14 protein-coding genes and 1 pseudogene are annotated in these 19857 nt (G+C 74.0%); 9 read left to right on the top strand and 6 right to left on the bottom strand.

Going from position 1 to position 19857, the window contains the following annotated elements; translation table 11 throughout:
* The first annotated feature begins 198 nt into the window (after positions 1-198).
* Together ACIQD7_RS18315 and ACIQD7_RS18310 are read left to right on the top strand one after the other, a co-directional pair.
* On the top strand, positions 199-1458 hold the full coding sequence (locus ACIQD7_RS18315) for a hypothetical protein (RefSeq protein ID WP_402443278.1): 1260 nt from the start codon (positions 199-201) through the stop codon (positions 1456-1458).
* Positions 1459-1809: 351 nt separating this feature from the next.
* A pseudogene (locus ACIQD7_RS18310) lies at positions 1810-2283 on the top strand (DoxX family protein); the annotation flags it as partial.
* Positions 2284-2439: 156 nt separating this feature from the next.
* Here ACIQD7_RS18310 and ACIQD7_RS18305 read toward each other — a convergent pair.
* Complete coding sequence (locus ACIQD7_RS18305) at positions 2440-3783, bottom strand: PspC domain-containing protein (RefSeq protein ID WP_402442725.1); 1344 nt, start codon at positions 3781-3783, stop codon at positions 2440-2442.
* Between the two features lie 156 nt (positions 3784-3939).
* On the opposite strand from ACIQD7_RS18305, the gene ACIQD7_RS18300 reads away from it, so the two are divergent.
* Both ACIQD7_RS18300 and ACIQD7_RS18295 read left to right on the top strand, forming a co-directional pair.
* A complete protein-coding gene (locus ACIQD7_RS18300) occupies positions 3940-5202 on the top strand; it encodes a PspC domain-containing protein (RefSeq protein ID WP_402442723.1) in 1263 nt (420 codons plus the stop codon).
* Positions 5199-5945, top strand: a complete 747-nt coding sequence (locus ACIQD7_RS18295) for a LuxR C-terminal-related transcriptional regulator (protein ID WP_402442721.1) — start codon at positions 5199-5201, stop codon at positions 5943-5945. The genes ACIQD7_RS18300 and ACIQD7_RS18295 overlap by 4 nt, the downstream gene beginning before the upstream one ends.
* A 36-nt stretch (positions 5946-5981) precedes the next feature.
* Here the strand turns inward: ACIQD7_RS18295 and ACIQD7_RS18290 are convergent, their stop codons facing one another.
* Positions 5982-7088 (bottom strand): C40 family peptidase, encoded by a 1107-nt coding sequence (locus tag ACIQD7_RS18290; protein ID WP_161374854.1) that lies wholly within the window; start codon positions 7086-7088, stop codon positions 5982-5984.
* Positions 7089-7616: 528 nt separating this feature from the next.
* Between ACIQD7_RS18290 and ACIQD7_RS18285 the strand changes: the two genes are divergently transcribed.
* Entirely contained in the window at positions 7617-7970 is a 354-nt protein-coding gene (locus ACIQD7_RS18285; protein ID WP_121832912.1) for a hypothetical protein, read from the top strand.
* Between the two features lie 112 nt (positions 7971-8082).
* A complete protein-coding gene (gene pcrA / locus ACIQD7_RS18280) occupies positions 8083-10527 on the top strand; it encodes a DNA helicase PcrA (protein ID WP_121832911.1) in 2445 nt (814 codons plus the stop codon).
* Positions 10528-10597: 70 nt separating this feature from the next.
* Here the strand turns inward: pcrA and ACIQD7_RS18275 are convergent, their stop codons facing one another.
* Positions 10598-12181, bottom strand: coding sequence for a M23 family metallopeptidase (locus ACIQD7_RS18275; RefSeq protein ID WP_402442719.1), 1584 nt, complete (start codon positions 12179-12181; stop codon positions 10598-10600).
* A 298-nt stretch (positions 12182-12479) separates the two neighbouring features.
* On the bottom strand, positions 12480-13316 hold the full coding sequence (locus tag ACIQD7_RS18270; protein WP_391052170.1) for an alpha/beta fold hydrolase: 837 nt from the start codon (positions 13314-13316) through the stop codon (positions 12480-12482).
* 303 nt (positions 13317-13619) lie between these two features.
* Here ACIQD7_RS18270 and ACIQD7_RS18265 point away from each other — a divergent pair, with 303 nt between their 5' ends.
* Complete coding sequence (locus tag ACIQD7_RS18265; protein WP_030209190.1) at positions 13620-14027, top strand: cobalamin B12-binding domain-containing protein; 408 nt, start codon at positions 13620-13622, stop codon at positions 14025-14027.
* Positions 14028-14364: 337 nt separating this feature from the next.
* Here ACIQD7_RS18265 and ACIQD7_RS18260 read toward each other — a convergent pair whose 3' ends face one another.
* Positions 14365-16008, bottom strand: coding sequence for a DUF5691 domain-containing protein (locus ACIQD7_RS18260; RefSeq protein ID WP_402442717.1), 1644 nt, complete (start codon positions 16006-16008; stop codon positions 14365-14367).
* Between the two features lie 103 nt (positions 16009-16111).
* Complete coding sequence (locus ACIQD7_RS18255) at positions 16112-17599, bottom strand: SWIM zinc finger family protein (protein ID WP_402442715.1); 1488 nt, start codon at positions 17597-17599, stop codon at positions 16112-16114.
* A gap of 204 nt (positions 17600-17803) precedes the next feature.
* Between ACIQD7_RS18255 and ACIQD7_RS18250 the strand changes: the two genes are divergently transcribed.
* Both ACIQD7_RS18250 and ACIQD7_RS18245 read left to right on the top strand, forming a co-directional pair.
* Complete coding sequence (locus ACIQD7_RS18250; RefSeq protein ID WP_402442713.1) at positions 17804-18226, top strand: MmpS family transport accessory protein; 423 nt, start codon at positions 17804-17806, stop codon at positions 18224-18226.
* A gap of 125 nt (positions 18227-18351) precedes the next feature.
* Positions 18352-19509, top strand: a complete 1158-nt coding sequence (locus tag ACIQD7_RS18245) for an AAA family ATPase (protein ID WP_402442711.1) — start codon at positions 18352-18354, stop codon at positions 19507-19509.
* The last annotated feature ends 348 nt before the right edge of the window (positions 19510-19857 follow it).

The raw sequence follows: 19857 nt of genomic DNA, 5'->3' as shown, positions 1-19857 counted from the left end.
ACCATCGCTTCACCCTTCTGTACGTCAATCCGACGACACGGCAATCACTCCTGAGCGGGGCGCACGCGGCCTTCACGAGAACCCCCGGTACGGCACAATTCCGTGGAACCAACGGCACGTTGGCCCTCCACGGCACCCCGGGACGCACCCGAACGCACCGGCACACGCGTCGTGGAGCGAGCGCGGGAAGTGAGCACCGTGGCGGTTCAAGAGGCGAGACAGTACGGCGAGCACGCGACGGCACGCGCCGACTGCGCCCACTGCGGGCGGACCGGCCACCGGCGCGCGGTCGCCGCCTTCCTCGCCCGGCGCGACGAACTCGCCGCCGGACACGGCGTCCCCGCCGCCGTCGCCCACTCCCCGGTCGCCGCCCGCCAGTGGGTCTCCGACGAACTCGCCCAGTCCGCCCGCGCGGTCACCGCACACGGTCGGGAGGCCGGTCCCGCCCGGCTCGACCGGGTCCGGCGCGGCGCCCTCCGCGCCGTCTGGGGCGCCGTCCTCGCCCTCCTCCTCGGCCAGGCCCTCACCGCCGTCGGGGCCGGCTGGACCGCCGCCCGCACGGCCGGCCTCTGCACCGCCCTGGTCCTCGCCGCCCTCCTCAGCGCCGCCGCCCACACCCACCGGGAGCGCGGCGGCCTCCTCGCGCCCCTGACCGGCGAGGACAACCGGCTCTCCACCACCCGCGCCGTCGCCGCCGCCTGGCTCCTGCTCCTCTCCTTCTCCCTCCTCTTCCTGACCGTCCGGCTCCTCGTCCTCCGCCCACCCGCCACGGCCGGCCCCACGACCGCCTTCGGCCTGCCCCGGGCCGCCGGCCTGCTCACCGCCCTGGCCCTGGTGGCGGCCGTCACCGTCGTCGCCCGCCTCGTCGTCACCACCGGGATCGCGGCGGGCCGCCTCCAGAAGGTGCTCGCCGACCGCCCCCGCGCCGCCGACCTCCTCTGCGACGACGACGGCCGCGCCTGCCTCGCCGACGTCCAGTACCTCCTGGTCTCCGGCGCCGTCCTCGCCCTCGCGGCCGCCGGACTCGCCCACGACCCCGCCCGGCTCCCCGAGGTCCCCTGGTCCCTCGTGCTCCTCCTCGCCGTCTCGGCGGCCTGGCACCTCGCCGCGAAGCGCGCCGAGGGCGTCCGCCCCACGATCCACTCCGTGGTCCGGTCCCGGGAGGCGGGCGACCTCGACGCCCCGATCCGCACGGGCGACGACATCGAGATCCGCGGCCGCGGCTTCGTCCCGCCGGGCGCGGGCGCCCCCGACCCGCTGACCCGCCTCGTCGTCCGCATCGGCCCCGTCCACGCCCATGTCCCCCTGGTCCCGGTCCCGGGCGGCTTCGCCAACCCCACCGACACCGCCCTGACCGTCCCCCTCCCGGCCGACGTGGAACCGGGCCGGGCCGAGGTCTCGGTCGTGACGGCGGCGGGCGTGGAGACCAACCGGGTCACGATCGACGTCGTGGACTGACCGTCCGGCCCTCTCCTCGCGCCCCCGGGGCCCCACTCGGAGGAGAATCGTTCAGCGAGCAGCCGTACGGGGCGTGAGAGGTGACCGGCGATGACGGGACAGACGGACCGGGGCGACGACAGGGCCCCCGACGACGGCACCGGCAGCACGAGGAGCGGCCCCGGCGGCTCCGGGGGGTCCGGTGCTTCTGGTGGCCCCGGTAGCTACACAGACTCCGGCGGCTACACAGGCCCCGGGGGTCCCGGGGGCCCTGGTGGCAATGCGGGCTCCAGCGGCCCCGCAGACCCCGGTGGCTACGCGGCATCCAGCGGCTCCGGGCGCCCCGCCGGTTCCGGGGGCCCCGGCAGTGGTGACGGATCCGGTGCCTGGAAGGCCCTCGCCTCCCGTTACGCCCTCCTTCCTCTGCGGATCTTCCTCGGGGTCACGTTCGTCTACGCCGGGCTCGACAAGCTCACCGACTCCGCCTTCTTCGCCGACACCGGCAGCGGATCCATCGGCGAGACGATGCGTGGCGTCCGGGACAGTTCCGCGATCCCCGCCCTCGTCGACCTCGCCCTCGAGAACCCCGCCGGCTTCGGATACGCCATCGCCTTCGGAGAACTCGCCGTCGGGCTCGGGACCCTCTTCGGTCTCTTCGCCCGGGTGGCGGCGCTCGGCGGCGCGCTGATCTCGCTGAGCCTCTGGCTGACCGTGAGCTGGCAGGTGTCGCCGTACTACCTCGGCAACGACCTCGTCTATCTGATGGCCTGGCTGCCGCTGCTGCTCGCCGGGGCCCCGGTGCTCTCGCTGGACCGGCTCCTCGCCGAACGGCGCCGTATTCGATAGGCGACCCAGGTCACCAGGGCGGCCGTGGCCAGACCGCCGCAGAGGACCGGGACCATCGCGTACCAGGGGGTCGTCCAGGCCCCGGTGGCATCGCCCGTGTACAGGGCGGTCAGGGCGAGGGCGGTGAGGCCGACGAGCAGCCGGCCGGGACGGAACTCATGAAGCAGCACGGATGACCTCCACCTGTCCGAGTGCGACCTCCAGGGAGAGGTCAAGGGTGCCCGCCGGGACGGTCCCGGCCGACGGCGCGAGCGTGTGGGTCTCCTGACGGTCCGGCGCGATGTCGATGTCGTTGGGCGGCTGCCCCGGCAGTCGCAGATCGCCCAGCGACACCTTGGCGCGCAGCTTCACGACCGCGTCCTTCGGGACGATCACCTTGAGCTGCCCGGCGCCCACCTCCGCGCCGGTGGTGACCGTCGTGCCCGCGGGGACCGGGAGCCGCGACAGATCGAGCGTGCCGACCCCGGTGCCCAGCTCGTAGCGCGGCTGCACGACGGAGACCGACGCCGGCGCCCACGTCTCGCGGGCCCAGTCCGTGGTGATCCGGTCGGGCATCGCCGTCGCCAGGGCGAGCAGGCCCGCCGTGACCACGGTCATGAAGACCGTGCCGAACCCGGTCCGGCCGAGGAAGCTGCTGACGACGAGACCCAGGCCGAACACCCCGAGCGCGGCGGCCAGACCGATCTGCAGGCTGGTGCCGAGCGGCTCCGTCTCCCAGGTCAGGGCCGTGCCGAGGCCGGCCGCCACCATCGCGAGCAGTTGGACGAGACCGCTGATGGAGAGCGGACTCTTCCGGACCGAGGGCGTCGGACGCCCGGGCGTCGGGTCCGGGGGACCCCACTGGCTTCCGGGCTTCGGCACCTTGCCGTTCACCCTGCCGTCCTCGTCGAGGACGCCGTGCGGGCCCCACAGATAGCCGACGGCCACCTTGCCGGTCGAGCCGTCCTTCACGATCGGGTCCTTCCACCAGGAGGTGTACTCGATCAGCGGCGGGGCCTTCGTCTCGGGCGGGGCCTCGGCGACCGCGAGCGCCGCCGCCGTGTCCGTCCTGCCCTCGGTCTCGACCGCCCCGGACCGTCTCCGCCGGGACCAGACCGCCGCCCCGCAGGCCGCGAACGCCACCAGCAGGGAGGAGCCCAGCATCGATCCGCTGCGCAGCATCGACAGGAAGACCCCGCAGCCGATCAGCGCCATCAGCAGGGCCGCGAGGGAGGAGCCGGAGACACGGCCGGTCAGCAGCCTGCGCCCCTCGTTCTCCTCCTCGCCCGCGAGCGGGAGCAGCAGCCACGCGAAGCCGTAGAAGATCAGACCGAAGCCCCCCGTCACCGCCAGCACGCCGACCACGACGCGGAGGATCACCGGGTCGAGGTCGAAGTACCGGCCGAGGCCGCCGCAGACCCCGCCCACGACCTTGCTTCCGCGCGAGCGCCGCAACGGCGTGGCGGGAGCGGCCTCCGCCGCCGGCGGGGCCTCGTGCTGCGAAGGCGTCGAACTCGTCATGCCTCCATGGTGACGGCCCGTGACGCCGTGCGGCACCGGGGACGACCCTGGCCCGACCCTGATATTCGGAGGGCCCTTCTCCCCGATGCCTTACCGGGGAAGATCTCAGGGCCGACCCTGATGTCCCGGGCGGGCCGGACGTGTGACGATCGCTGCATGTCCGTATCCGCTCGTGTCACCGAGACCGACGAACCGCCCCTGCGCAGGCTCTACCGGAGCGCCGACGGGCGGTGGCTCGGCGGTGTCGCACGCGGTCTCGCGGGACACCTCGGACTGCCGGTCGTCTGGGTGCGCACGGCGTTCGCGGTCCTCGCCATGGCGGACGGCCTCGGTGCCGTGCTCTACGCGGTCTTCTGGATCGTCGTCCCGCTCGGCGTCGGCGGGCGGACCGCCCCGCGCCCCGTCTTCGAGACCACCCCGGACGGGCGCCGCAGGCTGCGCAAGCCCGACCGGGGCCAGGTCTTCGCCCTGGCCGCGCTCGCCGCGAGCCTCGCGGTCGTCGCCGGGAACGCCAGCTTCGACGGCGAGATGGGACGGTACGTCTGGCCCATCATCCTCACCGGCATCGGTCTCGCCGTCTTCTGGCGCCAGTCGGACAACGCCCGCCGGGCCAGCTGGACCGACCCCGGGCGGCACAGACGCGCCTTCCAGCTCGCCCGCGGTCTCGTCGGCGTCGCCCTGGTCGGCACGGGCCTCGCGGTCTTCGTGGTGGTCCGCGGCTCGGTCGCCCAGCTCGGCACGGCCCTCACCGCGGCCGTCGCCGTCCTCACCGGCATAGCACTGCTGGCCGGCCCCTGGCTGGTCCGCATGTCGCAGGACCTCACGGAGGAGCGGACCATGCGCATCCGCGCCCAGGAACGCGCCGAGGTCGCGGCCCACGTCCACGACTCCGTGCTGCACACCCTCACCCTGATCCAGCGCAACGCCGACGACCCGGGCGAGGTGCGCCGGCTCGCCCGCGCCCAGGAACGGGAGCTGCGGAACTGGCTGTACAAGCCGGAGGGCACCGGCAGGGACGAGGAGCCCGAGACCCTCGCGGAGGCGGTGAAGCGGGCCGCGGCCGAGGTCGAGGACAAGCACGGCGTCCCGCTGGAGGTGGTCGTCGTCGGCGACTGCCCCCTCGACGAGGGACTGGTCGCACAGATACAGGCCGCACGCGAGGCGATGGTCAACGCCGCCAAGTACGGTGGCGAGGGAGGGGCGGTGCAGGTGTTCGCGGAGGTGGACGGCCGCACGGTCTTCGTCTCGGTGCGGGACCGGGGGCCGGGCTTCGACCTGGACGACGTGCCCGAGGACCGGATGGGCGTACGAGAATCGATCATCGGCCGGATGCAGCGCAACGGCGGTACGGCCCGGCTGCGGTCACCCCAGGGCGGCGGCACCGAAGTGGAGCTCGAGATGGAGAGGGCGGACGGATGAGCGACGGGACCGGAGCAGGGACCGGGAGCGGGGCGGGCGCGGACGCGGGGACGGACCCGGGGGCGGCGACGCCGGGTGCCGGGCGCCGGGTGCGGGTGGTGCTCGTCGACGACCACCGCATGTTCCGCACCGGGGTGCAGGCCGAGATCGGCCGGACCGAGATCACCGGCGTCGAGGTGGTCGGCGAGGCCGCCGACGTCGACCAGGCGGTCACGGTCATCACCGCGACCCGCCCCGAGGTCGTCCTGCTCGACGTGCACCTTCCGGGCGGCGGCGGGGTCGAGGTGCTGCGGCGCTGCGCGAGCCTGCTCGGCGCGCCCGAGGACCCGGTGCGCTTCCTGGCGCTTTCGGTGTCGGACGCGGCCGAGGACGTGATCGGGGTGATCCGGGGCGGTGCCCGGGGCTACGTCACCAAGACGATCACCGGCACCGACCTGGTCGACTCGATCTTCCGGGTCCAGGAGGGCGACGCGGTCTTCTCCCCCCGGCTCGCCGGCTTCGTCCTGGACGCCTTCGCCTCGACGGACGCGCCCCCGGTGGACGAGGACCTGGACCGGCTCACCCAGCGGGAGCGGGAGGTGCTGCGGCTGATCGCCCGCGGCTACGCGTACAAGGAGATCGCCAAGCAGCTCTACATCTCGGTGAAGACGGTCGAGTCGCACGTCTCGGCGGTGCTGCGGAAGCTCCAGCTCTCCAACCGCCACGAGCTGACCCGCTGGGCCACCGCCCGCCGCCTGGTCTGAGTCCGCGACCCGGTGCGGTCCCGGCTGCCGGGTCCGTCAGGCCACGCGGGTCGCTCCGGCGAAGGGCATCTCGTCGATCGGGGCGATCCGGATCGGGGCGCCGGGGCGGGGGGCGTGGATCATCTGGCCGCCGCCGATGTAGAGCCCGACGTGGCTGATCCCGGAGTAGAAGAAGACCAGGTCACCGGGGGCGAGCTGGGAGCGGGAGACGCGCTTCCCGGCGTTGATCTGGGTGTACGTGGTGCGGGGCAGGGAGACGCCGGCCGCGCGCCAGGCCGCCTGGGTGAGGCCCGAGCAGTCGTATCCGGAAGGGCCCGTCGCGCCCCAGACGTACGGCTTGCCGAGCTGGGCGCGGGCGAAGGAGATGGCCTGGGCGGCCCGGGAGTTCGGGGCGCTCACCGGTCCGCGTGCGCCGCCCGAGGAGCGGTCGGCCCGTACGGGGGTGGTGGTGCCGGGCGTGTTCGGCCCGCCGGTCCGCGCCGGGACGGCGGAGGCGGTCCGGGCGGTGACGGCGGCCTCGTACCGGGCGCGTTCCTCCGCGGTCAGCCGGGCGAGCAGGGTCCTGGCCGCCTCCAGTTTGCCGAGGACGGTCGCCTTCTGCCGCCGCAGTTCGGCCTCGTGGCCGCGCAGGGCGGTCAGGCGGTTCGCGGATTCGCCGCGCAGCTGCCCGATCGCGCCGAGTTCGCGTCGTACGGCCCGGATCGCGGTCGCCTGCCGGTCGCCGGCCTGTTCGGCGAACGCGGCCCGTGCCAGGTACTGGTCCGGGTCGGAGGTGAGGACGAGCCGCACCGTCGGGTCGAGTCCTCCGGAGCGGTACTGGGCGGCGGCCGCCGCCCCGAGGGCGTCCCGCGCGTCGTTGAGGCGCTGGGTCCTGCGGGCGGCCTCGTCGCGCAGCCGGTCGAAGGCGGTGCGGGCCGCGTCCGCCTTCTCCTTCGCTCCGTTGTACCGCTCGGTCGCGGCCCCGGCCTCCTCGTACAGCCGGTCCACCTGGGCCCTGACCTGGGCGGCGGTGGGGCGGGGGTCCGCGTGTCCGGACCCTTCGAAGAGCGTCGTCGTCGCCGCGGAGGCGAGGGCGAGGGTGGCGGCGGTGCGAACCGCCTGGCCACCGAGGAGGGACGGCGCGGTCTTTCGGTGCGATGCCACGAGGGCGGGTCACATCCTCTTCCCTGGGGGACGGGGTCCGCCGGGCCGGCGGCGGCCCGCACAGGGGGACGGACCGCCGCCGGTTTTCTCGGCGGGGGTGACCGACGACCGCCGACCTGCCGGCGGTGGTGGGGAGCCGGTCACCTGGTGGAGGACGCTAGGCCCGGGGTCACGCCTGGATGACGGGATGACCGTTATTGGCGTCAGGTGACAGATGAGGGACCGAACTCTTTCGCCGGGTGACGGGGTGGGGACGTTCCGGCGGTCGGATGGACGTATGGACGCGCGGGCACGTGGACGTGCGGGCACGCGGACGCACTGGCACGCGGACGTACGGGTATGCGGACGCACGGGCACGCGGACGCGCGGACGTTTCGCGGGACGCTCCCGTGGACGGGCGACCGGCCGACCGAGCGAACGGCCGATCAACCGGCCGACCGGCCGACCGGCCGACCGGCCGACCGAAGCGTCGGGAGCCGGTGGACCCGCCCTCGGGGGGCCTCCGGAGGCCCGGTTAGGCTCCGCCCCATGGACGTCCTCATCAATGTCTTCGTCGCCCTGCACGTCATCGGGATCGCCTCCCTCCTCGGCGGCTTCCTCACCCAGATGAAGGCGATGGGAGCCGGTACGGCCCGCTTCAGCCCCGCGATGCTGCACGGCGCGCTGACCATGCTGGTCACGGGCGTCGCTCTCGTCGGCCTCAACCAGGCCGACGACCAGACCGTGAACAACCTCAAGATCGGCATCAAGCTGGCGATCCTCGTCGTGATCCTCGGCCTCGTCTACGTCAAGCGGGACGACGAGAAGGTCGACAAGGGCCTCTTCGCCGCCGTCGGCGGCCTGACCACGGCGAACATCTTCATCGCGACCCTCTGGACCTGAGCCGCCCCGGCGGTCCGCGACCCGGGTGTGACCCGTTCCGCACCCCGGCCGCACGGGCCGGTACCCGAAGGCGGACCCGGATGTCGGTGCGGCGTCCTAGACTCGTGAGGCGATGAGCAGCCTCTTTGACGACAGCTTCCTGGCCGGTCTCCAGAACTCCTCGGAGGAGCCCCCGCCCCATCCCGAGGACGACGAGCAGGGCTCCCCGGCCCCGGAGGAGGTCCCGCACGACCTCTTCGGGGAGCACTTCGACGCGCCCCCGCCCCGGGACGCGCACTACCGCGACGGCGCCCCGCGCCCCGTCGTGGACCCCGCCGCGCTCCTGGAGGGGCTGAACGAGCAGCAGCGCGCCGCCGTCGTGCACACCGGCACCCCGCTGCTCATCGTCGCGGGCGCCGGCTCCGGCAAGACCCGGGTGCTCACCCACCGCATCGCCCACCTCCTGGGCACGCGGTACGTCCACCCCGGCCAGATACTGGCGATCACCTTCACCAACAAGGCCGCCGGCGAGATGAAGGAGCGCGTCGAGCAGCTCGTCGGCCCGCGCGCCAACGCCATGTGGGTCATGACCTTCCACAGCGCGTGCGTCCGGATCCTGCGCCGCGAGTCGAAGAGGCTCGGCTTCACCTCCTCCTTCTCGATCTACGACGCCGCCGACTCCAAGCGCCTGATGGCCCTGGTCTGCCGCGACCTGGACCTCGACCCGAAGAAGTTCCCGCCGAAGTCGTTCAGCGCCAAGATCTCGAACCTCAAGAACGAGCTGATCGACGAGGAGACCTTCGCCGACCAGGCGCAGGACGGCTTCGAGAAGACGCTCGCCGAGGCGTACCGGATGTACCAGGCGCGGCTGCGCGAGGCCAACGCCCTGGACTTCGACGACATCATCATGACGACGGTCCACCTGCTCCAGGCGTTCCCGGACGTCGCCGAGCACTACCGCCGCCGCTTCCGCCACGTCCTCGTCGACGAGTACCAGGACACCAACCACGCCCAGTACACCCTGGTGCGCGAGCTGGTCGGCACCGGCTACGAGGACCTCGGCCCGGCCGAGCTGTGCGTGGTGGGCGACGCCGACCAGTCGATCTACGCCTTCCGGGGTGCCACCATCCGCAACATCCTCCAGTTCGAGGAGGACTACCCGGACGCGACCACGATCCTCCTGGAGCAGAACTACCGCTCCACGCAGACGATCCTCTCGGCCGCCAACGCCGTCATCGAGCGCAACGAGTCCCGCCGCCCCAAGAACCTGTGGACCAACGCGGGCGAGGGCGCGCGGATCACCGGCTACGTCGCGGACACCGAGCACGACGAGGCCCAGTTCGTCGCCGACGAGATCGACCGGCTCTCCGACGCGGGCGAGGCCAAGGCCGGGGACGTCGCCGTCTTCTACCGGACCAACGCCCAGTCCCGCGTCTTCGAGGAGATCTTCATCCGCGTCGGCCTGCCCTACAAGGTCGTCGGCGGCGTGCGCTTCTACGAGCGCAAGGAGGTCCGGGACGTCCTCGCGTACCTGCGCGTCCTCGCCAACCCCGAGGACAACGTCCCGCTGCGCCGCATCCTCAATGTCCCCAAGCGGGGCATCGGCGAGCGCGCCGAGGCGATGATCGACGCCCTCTCGCTCCGCGAGAGGATCACCTTCCCGCAGGCGCTCAAGCGGGTCGACGAGGCGTACGGCATGGCCGCGCGCTCCGCGAACGCCGTCAAGCGCTTCAACGCGCTCATGGACGAGCTGCGCACCGTCGTCGAGTCCGGCGCCGGACCCGCCGTCGTCCTGGAAGCGGTCCTGGAGCGGACCGGCTACCTGGCCGAGCTCCAGGCCTCGACCGACCCGCAGGACGAGACCCGGATCGAGAACCTCCAGGAACTCGCCGCCGTGGCCCTGGAGTTCGAGCAGGAGCGGGGCGAGGAGCCCGCGACCCTCGCCGAGTTCCTGGAGAAGGTCGCGCTCGTCGCCGACTCCGACCAGATCCCCGACGAGGACGAGGAGGGCCGGGGCGTCATCACCCTGATGACGCTGCACACCGCCAAGGGCCTCGAATTCCCCGTGGTGTTCCTGACGGGCATGGAGGACGGCGTCTTCCCGCACATGCGCGCCCTCGGCCAGGCGAAGGAGCTGGAGGAGGAGCGGCGCCTCGCGTACGTGGGCATCACGCGCGCGCGTGAGCGGCTCTACCTGACCCGCTCGGCGATGCGCAGCGCCTGGGGCCAGCCCTCGTACAACCCGGCCTCGCGCTTCCTGGAGGAGATCCCGGCCACGCACCTGGAGTGGAAGCGGACCGGTCCGATGGCGAAGCCCGCCGGTCCTACCTCGGGCATCACCTCCTCGCTCTCCTCCTCCCGCGCGCGCTCCGGCCCCTCGGGCTTCGCCACGCGGCGGGCCGGCGAGAAGCCGGTCATCTCGCTCCAGGTGGGCGACCGGGTCACGCACGACCAGTTCGGCCTCGGCACGGTCACGGCGGTGACCGGCACGGGCGCCGACGCCCAGGCGACGATCGACTTCGGCGACGACAAGCCGAAGCGGCTGCTGCTGCGGTACGCGCCGGTCGAGAAGCTGTAGGGGACGTACGCGGACACGGAAGAGGGCCCCGACTGGAGTCGGGGCCCTCTTTCCGTGCGTACGCGGCGGGTCAACTCGTCGGGTCCAGGCCGTGGCTGCGCAGCCACGCCAGCGGGTCGATCGCGTAGCCGCCGCCCGGCCGGACCTCGAAGTGGAGGTGCGGGCCGGTGGAGTTGCCGGAGTCGCCGGAGTACGCGATGACCTCGCCGGCCTTCACGGAACCGGAGCGGATCTTGGCGCTGCTGAGGTGGCAGTACCAGGTCTCGGTGCCGTCCGGGGCGGTCACGATCACCATGTTGCCGTACGCGCTGTTCAGCTGGGTGCGGACGGTGCCGTCCGTCGCGGCCATCACGGGCGTGCCGCTGAACACGGGGAAGTCGATGCCGGTGTGCACGGACATCCAGTTGACGCCCGACTGGCCGAAGCGCGCGCTGAGCCGGTGGAGCTTCACCGGCAGCGCGAACTTGGGGCGCATCGCCTCCTTGCGGATCGCCTCCTCCTCGCGCTTCTTCTTCTCGGCCGCCTGGCGGACCTTGAGGTCGATGCGCTCCTGGGTGCGGCTGACGCGGCTGCCGAAGTCGCGGGCGTCGGTGTCGAGCGCGTCGAGCTGGGTGTTGAAGGCGTTGTTGGCGACGACCGGCTTCACGGCGTCCGGGGCGGCGGCGAGCGCGGTCGTGTTGTCCTTCTTCTCGCCCCCGGTGCCGGCGCCGGGGAGCCCGCCGACGGACGCGGCGGCGATGCCGGCGACGCCCATGACGCAGGCGGAGGGGACGGCGACGGTCAGCAGCGCGGACCGCTTGGCGGGGGTACGGCGACGGCCGCGACCGCCGCCGGAGGAACGGCGTACGGGGCGGCCGGCGGGGGAGTCGGTACGGAGCTCGACGGCGGGCTCGCCGTGGGGTTCCTCGTCGGCCGCGTAGACCTCGTCGGTTCCGTAGGCCTCGTCGGCCGCGTAGGCCTCACCGGTCTCGTAGGCCTCACCGGTCCCGTAGGGCTCGTCGTCCTCGTGGACCGCGCCCGCCTCGGGGGTTTCGGCGTCCTCGTAGGAGAACTCGGCCGGGTGCTCGGCGAGTTGCTCGCTCTGCGGGGTGTACTGGTGGGGGACGACGGGCTCGGGCTCCGGAGCCGGGTGGTTCCACGCGGTCGCGTCGTAGGCGCCGGTCTCGGTCTCGGTCGCGAAGGCGGGTGCGGCCCACTGGCCGGTGGCGTCGTAGGCCTCGTAGCCGTACGCGCCCTGGGCGGCGTACGCGCCGGAGTGGGCGGTCTCGTACGGGCCGGTGTGCTGGGCCTCGGTCCAGGCGGAGGCGTCCCACTGGCAGGTCGTGTCGTACTGCGCCGCGCCGGTCTCGTAGGTCTCGTGGACCTCGTAGGAACCGGGGGTCCCGTAGGCGGGGGTCCCGACGTTCCACTGGCCCGTGGTGTCCCACTGACCGGTCGTGTCGTACTGCCGCCCCGCGGTGTCGTACTGCCCCGTGGTCCCGTACTGCCCGGTGGTGCCGTACTGCGCGTTGGTGTCGTACGTGCCGAGGTCCCACTGGCCGCTGTGTTCGGCCGGGTTCTCGGGGTACGTGCCGAAGAGCGGGTCTGCGGCGAAGCTGCCAGTGGTGTGGGCGTCGTCTCCGACGTACCCGGCGTGGGGGTGCTGGTCGTTCACCAACGTCTCTCTCGCCTCGGCAGCAGGACCAGTCCGGGGAGGGCCCGACGAGGGGTGTCCCGGGGGTAAGCAGTGGCGCGACTGTACCCGGCGGTATGCGCGGCGGACAATCTTCGGAGGGGGCGACGGCCGCAGGAAACGGGCAATCGGTCGCGTTTCACCAGCTCGCGGAGAGAGCTTTGGCCTTGTGTTCGAGAAAAGTTCGAACGGGGGTGTCGCGTGGTCGGGCGACATCTGTGTTGACGGCGGTGATGTCGTGTGATCGGGCGGTCGCGAGGCGTCGCGAGGCGTCGCGGGGTCAGGCCACGGAGGACGCGTCCGGCTCCTCTCCCCGTCCGGCCGGGAGGCCGGGCGCGTCGGCGTCGAGCGCCTCGCGGACCCCGGCGGCCACCGTCGGGTGCACGGGCAGCGCGAGATGGCCGATGCCGCTGACCCGCACGTTGTGCACGAGCAGGTCGGGGTGGTCGAGCCGGGCCGTCTCCACCGGCACCATCACCTGGTCGAGGTCGCTCCAGAAGCTCACGAACCGGGTCCGGCAGCCGGGCGCGGGCCCGGCCAGCTCCCGCAGCACCCCGGAACCGGGCCGCATCTGCCGCACCAGGGGGTGGGCGGCGGCGAGGCGGGCCACGGTCGTCCCCGCGTGCGGGGTGCCCAGCATGACCAGGGTCCGCACCCGCGCGTCACCCCCGAGGCACTGCACGTAATAACGGGCGATCAGGCCGCCGAGGCTGTGCCCGACGATGTCGACCTCGGCGTGTCCCGTACGGGCGCGGATCTCCTCCACCCGGCGGCCCAGGAGTTCGGCGGCGGCCCGCAGGTCGCAGGTGAGCGGTGAGTAGTTGAGCGATTCGATCCCGTCACGGCCGTGCCGGGCGAGGGAGCGGCGCAGCAGGACGAAGACGGAACGGTTGTCGACGAAACCGTGCAGGAGCAGCACGGGGCGCCTGCCCCGGGCGGGCCCCTTGCCCGGCCGCCCGTCCGGCCCTTCGTCCGGCCCTCCGTCCGGAGCGTCGGACGGGGCGGGGGCGAGGCGCTCGGCCACGATCCCGGTGGGGTAGAGGACGAGATGGCCGGTGAGGATCGCGAGCTCGAGGGCGGTGGCCTTCATCAGGGTGGTGACCTTGGCGAACTCCATGGCCGGCCTCCCGAACGGCATGGGGGGCCGGACGGCGTGGCCGGTGCGCCGCGCCTCCGCGCCGCACGGACGGCGGCACGGAGGCGCGGCGACCTCGTCGCGGCTCCCTTCGCGACCGGCCCCGCCTGCGGCTGGTGGGCCCAGGAGGAGGGCCCGGAAGCGGGGGACGGTGCGGAGCGAACATGTCCCACGTGTGATTTCCCCCTCGGTGGCTGCCGCGAAACAGCCGCTTGCGGGATGCTGGGGATAACGTTCGTTCACCTCCCCGGCAAAGAGGCGCGGGGGTCGCATGTGGAGGCAGTGATGGGTGTGACCGGTCCGATCCGCGTGGTGGTCGCCAAGCCGGGTCTCGACGGCCACGATCGCGGGGCCAAGGTGATCGCGCGAGCGCTCCGCGACGCCGGCATGGAGGTCATCTACACGGGGCTCCACCAGACGCCCGAGCAGATCGTCGACACCGCGATCCAGGAGGACGCCGACGCGATCGGGCTCTCGATCCTCTCGGGCGCGCACAACACGCTCTTCGTGAAGGTCCTGGAGCTCCTCAAGGACCGCGACGCGGAGGACATCAAGGTCTTCGGCGGCGGCATCATCCCGGAGGCGGACATCGCGCCGCTGAAGGAGAAGGGCGTGGCGGAGATCTTCACGCCGGGCGCGACGACGGCGTCCATCGTCGACTGGGTGAACGCGAACGTCCGCGTGGCCGCGTAGAACGCGGTCCGCGCGCGTGGGCGTGCCCGGTTCCGGTCCGTTCGCGTGACCGCGCGTGACCCCCGGTCCGTTCGCGTGACCGCGCGTGACCCCCGGTCCGTTCGCATGGCCGTGGAGCATTCGGTCCGCGCGCCTGGCCTTCGGGTCGTTCGTGCCTCCTGCTGCTACCCGGGCCGTTCGCGTGGCCGTGCCCGGCACTCGGGCCGTTCGCGTGGCGTGCCCGGTACCCGGGCCGTTCGCGTGAGCGCGCGCAGTATCCGGGCCGTGCGCGTCGCGTCCCCTCGCTGTCCAGGGCCCTCCCCCGTGGGAGGGCCCTTCGTCGTCTCCGTACGGATCCTCAGGCGGGCGGCGTGAGTTCAGCGCGGATCGACGCGCGCAGGCGGAGCGTGGAGACCAGGCGCTGGAAGGCCTCCGACCAGTAGCCGCCCGCGCCGGGGACGGTGTCCTCGCCCTCGTCCGGACGGGCCGTCAGGGGTTCGAGCCGCCCGGCCGCCTCCGGGGCGAGGCAGCGCTCCGCGAGGCCCATCACCCCGCTGAAGCTCCACGGGTAACCGCCCGCCTCCCGCGCGATGTCCAGCGCGTCGACCACCGCACCGCCGAGCGGTTCCGCCCACGGCACGGCGCAGACGCCGAGGAGCTGGAACGCCTCCGACAGGCCGTGGGCCGCGACGAACCGGGCGACCCACAGCGCCCGTTCCTCCGGATCCAGCATCGACAGGAGCTGGGCCCGCTCGGCGAGCGAGGAGGTGCCGGGTCCCGTAGCGGGCGGGGTCGCGGGCGAACCGAGCAGCGCGCGCGACCAGTCCGCGTCCCGCTGCCGCACGGCCGCCCGGCACCAGGCCGCGTGCAGCTCGTCCCGCCACCCGTCGGCGACCGGCAGGGCCACGACCTCCTCCGGGCCGCGCCCCCCGAACCTGGCCGGCCAGCAGGACAGCGGCGCGGACTCGACGATCCTGCCCAGCCACCAGGAGCGCTCGCCCCGGCCCGCCGGGGGGACCGCCACGACGCCGTCCCGCCGCATCGCCGCGTCGCACTCGTGCGGGGCCTCCACGCCGATCGTCGGCACGTCGGCCGTCCGGTCGAAGCCGACGCAGGTCAGGGCCCGGGCCGCCATCCGTTCCGCGAGGGCGGAGGAGGGCAGGGCGGAGAGCAGTTCGGCGGCGGTGGCGCGGACGTTGCGGCTGCGGTCGCCCAGGGCCTCCTCCAGGAACTTCTCGTCCGCGTCGGAGAGTCCGGCCCGCAGCGAGTCGAGGAACATCAGCCGGTCCTCCGCGCGCTCGGCGGACCAGGTGGAGGCGAGGAGGGCGAGCCCAGCGGCCGGGTCCGCCTTCCGTACGGCGGAGAGCAGGGCGACCCGTTCGGCGAACAGGCCCTCGTCCCACAGGGCCCGCACCCCCTCCGCGTCCCGGGGGGACGGGAGGGAGCCGGCCGCGCCCGCGCCCCGGAGGGCGAACCGCCACTCGGGGTTGAGCCGGGCCAGCCACAGGCCGCGCGGCCCCGCGAACCGGAGGACCGGGGCGCGCAGATCGGTGCGGGCCCGGGCCGCGTCGAGCAGGGCGGGCAGGGCGGCGGGCGGCGCCTTGTACCCGTTCCGGTCGGCGAGGGCCAGCCACTGGGGGAGCAGTTCGGTGAGGTCGGGCGCGGTTCCGCGCCGCCCGTCGGGCGCGGGCGCGGTCCGCCCGGCGAGCAGCTGGTCGAGGCGCCGCCGGGCCGCCTCGGGCAGCGGCGCGCGCGGGTCCTCGGGCGCGGGCTCCGGCGGGGGCGCGGCGGGCCCGGGGCGCAGCCCCGCCCTGCGCCGTACGGTGTGCAGCGCGGCGGCGTCGAGCAGCGCGACCGCCGCGTCGCCGTCCGTCGTGTCGTCACCCGGCGCCGTGTGGGCGAGTCCGGTGGGTGCCCGCCGGTCCGTTCCGAGCAGCGCCGAGGTGACGAGCTCCTCCCAGAGGCGGTCGGACGCGGGCTCGGCGGTCGTGGTGGTGTCCATCGGGCTCCTCCGGGCGGTCGGGTGGAGTGGTGCGAAGAGGCGTACGGGGGCGTGCGGTTACGCGGTCTGCGGTCATACGGTCGCGCGGTCTGCGGTCACGCGGTCACAGAAGAGGGACCGTCTCGGTCGGGGCGTCCGGCGACCAGGCGGCGAGCGGGGTGAACCCCCGGTGCCCGCACTCCCCGAAGACGGTCACCGGACCGCCGCCGGACAGGGCGACCAGCCGCCAGAGGCCCTGCCGGGTCTGGGCGGCGGGCGTCAGCGGCACCGCCTCGCGGCCGTCCGCGTCGGCGAGCTGCCAGCCGTACTCCGCCCGCGCCGGTACGACCCCGCTCAGCGTCACGGGCCACGCCTCCAGCCACGGGTCCCCGCCCAGCGCGCGTCCGTACGCGTCGAGGGCCTCGCCGACCGGGCCGCCCGGCGGCGGGGCCGCGGGTCCCGCGACCGGGACGAAGTGCTCGCCCGGCTCCGCCCGCACCTGCCCGGAGCCGGTGTGAGGGGTCAGCTCGCCGTCGAGCACCGCGCCCACCGGAAGCGACAGCCGGGGCGCCCGGCCCGCCGCCCCGTACGAGAGCACGAGCGCCGTGCGCCCGCCTGTCGTCCCGTACAGCCAGACGCGCCGGGTGGTCAGCCGGGTGTCGCCCGTGTCGTACTGCGCGAGGACGAGCCAGTGGTCCCGCACCGGGGCCCCGGCGACCGGCGAGGGGAGGCCGACCCGGGTCCGCACGGTCGTCGCGAAGGGGCCGGGCAGCCGGTCGGCGGCCAGCCAGGCCCGGTCGAGGAGGTGGGTCAGCGCGCACTCCTCCAGGAGCCGCACGGGCCAGCCGGGCCCCGATCCCGGTATCGCGCCCAACTCCCGCACCCGGCCCGCCAGTCCCGGCGCCTGGGCGTCGACCATGCGGGCCGCCGTCTCCTCCCACAGGCCGTATCCGGTCTGCCCGGCCGCCGCCAGGCCGCCGCGCAGCAGATCGGTGAGCCGCTGCTCCAACTCCCGTGTCCCCGAGGTGATCCGGGCCGCCCTCCGCTCGGCCCGCCGGCGGGCCGCGACGGGGTCTGCCGGGCCCCTGTCGGCCGACTCCCCGTCCGGCGTCTCCCCGTCCGCGGACCCCCCGTCCGCAGACTCCCCAGCGACCGGCCCCCCACCGGTCGACTCCCCATCGACCGACTCCCCGTCGACCGACCCTCCATCGACCGACTCCCCATCGGCCGGTCTCCCACCGGTCGTTCCCTCCCCGGCCCGTCCCTCCCCGACCCGTCCCTCCGCGAGCCGCCGTCCGGCCCAGTCGGGCACGGCGGACTCCCCGATCGCGGTCCCGTCCGACGCCCGGAGCAGCAGCAGGCCCAGCGCGTGCCCGCACGGGAGCGCGCGGCCGGGGCAGTCGCACGCGTACACGGGCGCCGTGGTGTCGACGACCGTCCGGTACGACGTGCCGTCGTCGTCCCGGCACAGCCCCCAGACGGCGCCGCCGCCGCACCCCGTGCCCGACCACGACCCGGCCGTGCCGAGCCTGCTCCCCGCTCTGCGCGAGGCCTCGTCAGGAGCCAGTGCCAGCACCTGCTCGACCGTCGAACGCACCCCCATGCCCTTCATGCCCACGACGTTAGAGGGCGCCACTGACAACGCCGCCGACCTGCGACTTCGCGCGGGCGCGGGAGAGCTGAGGGGGAGTCGGGGAGGGGCGGGGAGCGAGCCGCGCGGCGGCCGGGGGAGGGGCGGAGAGATTTGACTTTACTCTCCCTTTACGATTCTCTGCGCGGGATCCACGCTCGCATCCACACACCCGGGGGGACCCTCATGAAGCGCACCACCCGCACCGTCCGCACCGCCGTCTCGGCCCTCGCCGTCACCGGGCTCGCCCTCGGTCTCGGCGCCTGTTCGGAGGCCGCCGAGAAGGCCGCCGACCAGGTCGACAAGTCCGTGAACGAGACCTACGAGGTCACGTACGAGGTCAGCGGCAGCGCGGTCGAGTCCATCGACTTCCACGCCGGCGGCGGCACCGCGATGGAGCCGAAGATCGAGTCGGAGAAGAAGCCCGCCACCCCGTGGAAGAAGACGGTGACGCTGAAGGGGATCATGCCGCCGGCCGTCATGCCCGTCTCGCTCAACCCCTCCGACCTCACCTGCAAGATCACCTACAACGGCAAGGTCATCAAGGAGGCCAAGGCCGAGCAGGCGATGGCGGGCGGCTGCGTCGCCGTCTCCCCGGTCGTCGGCTGACCCCCGCCGGGACCGGAGGGCGCGTCAGCCCCTCCAACCGCCCCTGACCAGCGGTGACATCGGATTGTCAGTGGCATGGTGCACGGTGGATCGCACAGCAGGTCGAACGATCTGGAGGGGGATCCATGCCCGTGCCCGAAACCATCGCGAAGCCCGGTGGCGGTGCCGAGACGGACACCGCGCCGGGGCGGTCGCAGGCCTCCACCGAGGTCCTGCGACCGCACGCCGAGCACGCCTTCGCCGCCGAACTCGCGGCGCTCGCCGCGGCCGACGACCGGCCGCGGCCCGCCCGCTGGCGCCTCTCGCCCCGGGCCGTCGCCACCTACCTCCTCGGCGGCACGCTCCCCGACGGGACCGTGATCACGCCCAAGTACGTCGGCCCGCGCCGCATCGTGGAAGTCGCCGTCACCACCCTCGCCACCGACCGGGCGCTGCTCCTCCTCGGCGTCCCCGGCACCGCCAAGACCTGGGTCTCCGAGCACCTCGCCGCCGCCGTCAGCGGCGACTCCACCCTCCTCGTCCAGGGCACCGCCGGCACCCCCGAGGAGGCCGTCCGGTACGGCTGGAACTACGCCCGGCTCCTCGCCCACGGCCCTGACCGGGACGCGCTCGTGCCGAGCCCCGTCATGCGGGCCATGTCCCTGGGCATGACGGCCCGCGTCGAGGAGCTCACCCGCATCCCGGCCGACGTGCAGGACGGCCTCATCACGATCCTGTCCGAGAAGACCCTGCCCGTCCCCGAGCTGGGGGAGGAGGTGCAGGCCGTCCCCGGCTTCAACCTCATCGCCACGGCCAACGACCGCGACCGGGGGGTCAACGAGCTCTCCGGCGCGCTGCGCCGCCGCTTCAACACGGTCGTGCTGCCGCTGCCCGCGACCGCCGAGGACGAGGTCGACATCGTCGCCCGGCGCGTCGAGCAGCTCGGACGCTCCCTGGAGCTGCCGGCCCTGCCGGACGGGGCCGCCGAGATCCGGCGGATCGTCACCGTCTTCCGCGAACTGCGGGACGGGGTCACCGCCGACGGGCGCACGAAGGTCAAGTCCCCCTCGGGGACGCTCTCCACGGCCGAGGCCATCTCCGTCGTCACGGGCGGCCTCGCCCTCGCCGCCCACTTCGGCGACGGCGTCCTGCGCCCGGCGGACGTCGCCGCCGGCCTCCTCGGCGCCGTCGTCCGCGACCCGGCCGCCGACCGGGTCGTCTGGCAGGAGTACCTGGAGACGGTCGTCCGGGAGCGGGACGGCTGGAAGGACTTCTACCGCGCCTGCCGCGAGGTGAGCGCGTGACGCGGCCCGCCGCCACGACCTCGTCCGCCGCCGAGACCTCTCCCGCCGAGACCTCTCCCGCCGTGGCGAGCCCCGCTGCGGCTTCTCCTGCCACCGAGACCCCTCCGGCTGTCGCGGGACCCACCGAGACCCCTCCGGCTGTCGCGGGACCCACCGAGACCCCTCCGGCTGTCGCGGGACCCACCGAGACCCTTCCCGCTGTCGCGGGACCCACCGAGACCCTTCCCGCTGTCGCGGGACCCACCGAGATCCCTCCCGTTTCCGCGTCCTCCGCCGCGTCCCCGTCCCGAGTCCGCTCCCCGCGTACGGGGTCCGGTGGGCCCCTGTTGCTCGGGGTGCGGCATCACG

This window comes from Streptomyces sp. NPDC093071 (genome assembly GCF_044754545.1).
Classification (GTDB): Bacteria; Actinomycetota; Actinomycetes; order Streptomycetales; family Streptomycetaceae; genus Streptomyces.
This window is presented reverse-complemented; position numbering and strand designations above follow the sequence as displayed.